This is a genomic window from Streptomyces carpinensis, assembly GCF_002154505.1.
In the GTDB taxonomy this organism is placed as follows: Bacteria; Actinomycetota; Actinomycetes; order Streptomycetales; family Streptomycetaceae; genus Streptomyces; species Streptomyces carpinensis.
In genome coordinates this window covers 1-1,339 of sequence record NZ_MUBM01000771.1, presented here as the reverse complement: position 1 = coordinate 1,339, position 1,339 = coordinate 1, and the positions used below count along the sequence as shown (strand labels likewise).

1 protein-coding gene and 1 pseudogene are annotated in these 1,339 nt (G+C 73.9%); both read left to right on the top strand.

The annotated features are described in order from the left end of the window. Positions 1–17: 17 nt before the first annotated feature. A pseudogene (locus BZY54_RS48685) lies at positions 18–581 on the top strand (LacI family DNA-binding transcriptional regulator); the annotation flags it as partial. A gap of 338 nt (positions 582–919) precedes the next feature. Beyond that, positions 920–1,339: TauD/TfdA dioxygenase family protein (locus BZY54_RS48680; protein WP_208641009.1), on the top strand; the 420-nt coding region annotated here is incomplete at its 3' end.

Genomic DNA, 1,339 nt, shown 5'->3' with positions numbered 1-1,339 from the left:
TGTGCCGTACGGCCAGTATGGGCAGCCCGCCCGGCCGCTGGATCCGGCCCCCTCGCCGACAGGGTGAGTGCGATCGACCGGGCGGGGAGCGGGGGGCGGGGAGCGGGGACGAGTACAGGAACGGCACGGGCGGAGGACGGCCCACGTCACGGGGCGTCGCCCGGCTCGCCGGCGTTTCGCACACCGCAGTCTCCTCCGTGTTCGACGGCCGGGCCGAGGGCAACCTCCCGCCCGCCCCTCCAGGAACGCATCCGGCAGGCCGCCGCCCAGCTCGGCTACCGCCCCGACCCGTCGCGCGCGGCCTGCGCCGCCGCCGTACGGCCGTGATCGGCCTGGTCACCGACGAGATCGCCTCCTCGCCGTTCGCGGGAAGGCTGCTGCGCGGCGCCGTGGAGACCGCCTGGGCCGGCGACCATCTCGTGCTCACCATCGACTCCGGCGGCGACCCGGCCAAGGAGGACGCGGCCGCGACCGAACTCCTCGGCCGGAGCGTCGACGGCATCATCCACACGGCCATGTCGCCGCGCCGGGCGGCACCGCAGGCCGGCGGTGATCGGCGGGCTCGACGGGTCGCGGCGTGCAGAACGCCCGCCGCCGCCCGGTCGTTGCAGCAGAAGACGCCGGTGGGGCCCAACGCGTGTGAGGCGTTCGGTGCCCCAGACGATGAGAACGCCGCTCGATCCCTGTCAAAAACCTTGCAGGCCTTGGCATCAACGAGTCAGGTCCATGAAGCCCGCCCTCCTGTGAGTCTCGCGTCGCCGTCTCGCTCGCCGAGGGGGTGCTGTGACGCATGGGATGTCCGGCGGGTCACCGAGATCACCTGGGGCAGGCCGGAGCCCCGTCGCAGCCCGCGGGAAAGCCTGTCACGATCTCCCTGAAGCGTTTGTGGACGACCAGGCCGACGACCAGCGGAGCGCACATGGCGACGGGCACGGGTACAGGTACGACGGGCACAGGCAAAGGCGCAGGTACGGCGGGCGCGGATGTCGGCGCAGGTACGGCGGGCACCGGTGGCGGGACAGGCACGGGCGGTGGGCGGCGGACCGGCGGGATCGAGGTGGAGCCGGTCGCCGGGCACATCGGAGCCGAGATCACCGGGGTGGATCTCGCCGGTGACCTCGACGACGCCGTGGTCGCGCGGATCCGTGCGGCGGTGCTGCGCTGGAAGGTGGTGTTCTTCCGCGGGCAGCGGCTGGACCACGCGGCCCACGTGGAGTTCGCCCGCCGTTTCGGTGAGCCCGTGGTGCTGCGGCGGCGGGGCGGCGCGTCACCGCCGGACGTTCCCGAGGTGGAGACGACCGCCGACCGGCTGGAGCTGGGCGGGCGGTTCGGGATGGAC